This is a genomic window from Deltaproteobacteria bacterium (assembly GCA_022340465.1).
In the GTDB taxonomy this organism is placed as follows: Bacteria; Desulfobacterota; Desulfobacteria; order Desulfobacterales; family B30-G6; genus JAJDNW01.
Genome location: JAJDNW010000042.1, coordinates 1 through 3,351, shown reverse-complemented (window position 1 = coordinate 3,351; position 3,351 = coordinate 1). Strand labels below are relative to the sequence as shown.

4 protein-coding genes are annotated in these 3,351 nt (G+C 54.1%); 2 read left to right on the top strand and 2 right to left on the bottom strand.

Features of this window, described 5'->3' with window-relative positions:
• Nucleotides 1-564: J domain-containing protein (locus LJE94_07385; protein MCG6909933.1), on the top strand; the 564-nt coding region annotated here is incomplete at its 5' end.
• 127 nt (nucleotides 565-691) lie between these two features.
• Nucleotides 692-1,150 (top strand): hypothetical protein, encoded by a 459-nt coding sequence (locus tag LJE94_07380; protein ID MCG6909932.1) that lies wholly within the window; start codon nucleotides 692-694, stop codon nucleotides 1,148-1,150.
• A gap of 25 nt (nucleotides 1,151-1,175) precedes the next feature.
• Here the strand turns inward: LJE94_07380 and rnhA are convergent, their stop codons facing one another.
• Nucleotides 1,176-1,880: a ribonuclease HI gene (gene rnhA / locus LJE94_07375; protein MCG6909931.1), complete on the bottom strand. Its 705-nt coding sequence runs from the start codon at nucleotides 1,878-1,880 to the stop codon at nucleotides 1,176-1,178.
• Between the two features lie 133 nt (nucleotides 1,881-2,013).
• Nucleotides 2,014-2,730 carry a 1-acyl-sn-glycerol-3-phosphate acyltransferase gene (locus tag LJE94_07370; protein ID MCG6909930.1) on the bottom strand — a complete coding sequence of 239 codons (717 nt, stop codon included), beginning with the start codon at nucleotides 2,728-2,730 and terminating at the stop codon, nucleotides 2,014-2,016.
• Between the last annotated feature and the right edge of the window lie 621 nt (nucleotides 2,731-3,351).

Genomic DNA, 3,351 nt, shown 5'->3' with positions numbered 1-3,351 from the left:
GAGGCCAACCCGTCCCAAGCCGATATTAAAAAGGCCTATCGTGAGCAGGTTAAGCTCTGGCATCCCGATCGCTATTCGGCCGGGTCCGCCATGAAAACGCTGGCGGAAAAAAATATCCAGCATGCCAATCTGGCCTATGCGCTATTAAGAAACCGACCTCCGGTTGAACCGCGCAGCTGGCGAGATGATTCCACCCATAACAGAAATTGGTCGCGTTCCCCGCTCCGCCCGCCCTTTCCCATCAATCTCAAAAAGAGCCCCCATAGAATTACGGATGGCCTCCGTCGCTATTTCCCCAAAGAAGCATTCGGCCATATTTTGAAATGGCTGCGGCACAATCCCAGGCACCATTTCCGCCCCTGGTATCGCTATCCCCGTTCCCGGAAACCGGCCGGAAACGGTCGAGAAAATATTGATTTTGAGCGCGCCCTGCAAAATGCCATACGAAACCATACGCCCTTCAAACATTTTTCCCGTTCTTACCGAAGGGTATCAAATGATAGTGAAACCGGCAGGGTTTCCCCTGTCGAAACTATCTGGCGGCCCAAAAAACCCGCTGGGTAACACATCGCCGGAAAAGGGACGGGAATTTCGGGCCTTACCGGCCACCGGACATGGGCGTGGTAATGGATCTTGTGCCGTGGCGATTTCCTGCTGGATCACCTCCCTAAGGCAAAGGAGGCCTACTGCTGTGTGGACCTTGTTGAATCAGTACACGATCAACTCCCGGGCGAATGTCAAAGGCATCGCTTGCCTTTTCTTCCTCCTTCTTGTGATCCCTATGGGATGCGCGGCCAAACGACCGGTTCTCTACCCCAACGACCAGTTGACGATGATGGGGCAGAAAGCGGCCGAGGCCGACATCGACGCCTGCATAGCTCTCGCCCGGGAATATGGGGCGGATACGAATCAAGGTGGGGAAATCGCCAAGGACACGGCCACCGGGGCCGCCGTTGGCGGTGCAACCGGGGCTGCCGTGGGTGCCGTGCTGGGGAATTTCGGCAAGGGTGCGGCAGCCGGGGCCGCCGGCGGGGCGGCCGGTGCTTTGACACGCAGCGCTATCCATTCGGGTGATCCGGACGCGACCTTTCGCCGTTTCGTTGAAAAATGCCTGCGAGACAAGGGCTACGAACCTATCGGCTGGCGGTAGATTGTCAGGTTTGCAATCGGAATTGTCATTTCTCTTCTTGATTGCAGTTTGCTTCGTAATGGCGGTCGATCGGCAGGTCGGGCCGGGTCATGGCATACCCGGCCAGTTGATCGCAACGCTCGTTCCATTCCTGCCCCGCATGTCCCTTGACCCAGCGGAACGTAACCTGCCGGGTGTCCAAAAGCTTCAACAGGCGCGCCCACAAATCCTGGTTCTTGGCCGGCTTGCCATCCGCCTTGTGCCAATCTCTTTTCTGCCAGGCGAACACCCATTTTTTATTGATGGCATCCACCAAGTACCGCGAATCGCTGTATAAAATAACCGGCAGGCTCCCCTGTAAATGCTCAAGGGCCATGATGCAGGCCATGAGCTCCATGCGATTGTTGGTCGTTCTTCGATAGCCACCGGAAAATTCCCGCCGTTCTTCGGCCGGGTGAAAGATCACCACCCCATAGCCTCCGGGACCGGGATTGCCGATGGCCCCTCCGTCCGTATACACGACAATTTCCGATCGCCTGTCTGACAACGGCAGCGTCCCTGATGACGACGGCGCGTCCATGGGAAGGTCTCCCCCCATAAAAGCCTCTGCTTCGCTCCGTGTGGCAAAACCCCGGTATTGAGCTCCCTGGAACCCTTTTACCTGCACCTGGGCGCCGTTCGGGCCGAACCACTCCGTATAAATGCCCGTTCGATGCCCCTTTCTAACGGCATAAAACTTCTTTCGCGCCAAAGACCACCTTCCTTACAGGATAAGATTACGATGAGCGTAAAAGAAAGCGTTAGCATGCCACAAGGTCCGTCATCCGTCCAGTCGGAAGATTTCCGTAGGAAGACGTTCTGGTGGACCATACTGATACAGGACCCTATGAGGTGGAAATGTGATTGGACTGAATCGCAAGGCGGGTGGCATCGATCAGTTCATCAAGTTCTTCGAAATGTTTACCTGTCGTTTCGATGGGCTCGGAGATCACCAGTTCGATGATGCCTTTGCGAAAGGCCAGGCTTCCTTTGGGCAGAACATGATGACTGCCATTGATGGTGATGGGCAACAGCGGCATGCCGCTTTCCAAGGCTGCCAGGAACCCCCCTTTTTTAAAGGTTCCGAGGTGTCCCGTGGCCGAGCGCGTACCTTCGGCAAAACACATGACGCCCGCCCCATCGGGCAGCATTTTTATTCCTTCTCGAATACTGGCGAGGGCCGCTTCACGGTTCGTGCGGTCGATGAAGATATTGCGGGAAGAATTCAAGCAGTGCCCGAAAAGTGGGATCTTCAACAATTCCCTTTTGGCAATCCAACGAAACTGAAGCCCTCCCAGCCCCCAGGCCAGAGCCGGCCCGTCAAAGTGGGACTGGTGATTGGCGATGATCATGTATGCCTTGGAGCGGTCAATCTTTTCTGCTCCGTCCACCACGACATGTACGGCGGTCACCTTGAGAATCAGCCAGGCCCAAAATCTGGCCAGTTGAAACATGCTGTTGCCGGTCTTGCTAAAAATAGCAACAAGGGTGATCGGGGGGAAAACCAGCAGGGTAGCCGTCATCAGCCAGACAGCCAACCACCCGATTTTGAGCCAACGCATCACCATCCCTGGGGGTGCATAAGTATCTTCCAGAACCGAGGCTTCGACGGGCGCATTTGTAGGAGGCTGTTTTGACATTGGGTTTTCACTTCGGGAAAACGATTGATAGCAACCTCATACTGATCAATAATCGATTGAATTTCAAATAGTTATTGTTCCGTGACAAAAATTTTACATAGCGAAGCTCGTCCCGCAGGTCCTTTGGGAAGACCATTTCACAAAAGGAATTGATTTTCTTTGCCCGAGATTCAAAATGGGCAAGTCGATACTTACCGCCTCGTCCTTCTAGTGCATATTTCAAATAAATTTTAGGCGTTATGAACTTCAATGCAGGATGGCTTAGTTTTTGCTGAACTCCAACTAAATTTTTGATCGACGACGTCATTTGTTACCTTGGGGAAGGCCTTACAGATTAAATGTCATCCATAAGCGGCTGCACAACATGCCAGGCCAGTGCCTGGGTGAATGCGACCAATATCGTCCGTCTCCTGTCTCCGCACGAGCCTGGTCTTATGGAGACAATCCGCGACACCCAGGCAAACGAAGGTCATTACGCGACGCCCCAGTTTACCACTGTGGAGGGGATGTTTGCCATTATCAATGCCTTCCGATCCGAGCGGA

Bases quoted from the DNA above. Each gene is read 5' to 3' on its own strand.
- LJE94_07370 (MCG6909930.1), bottom strand. From the start codon at position 2,730: ATGCGTTGGCTCAAAATCGGGTGGTTGGCTGTCTGGCTGATGACGGCT.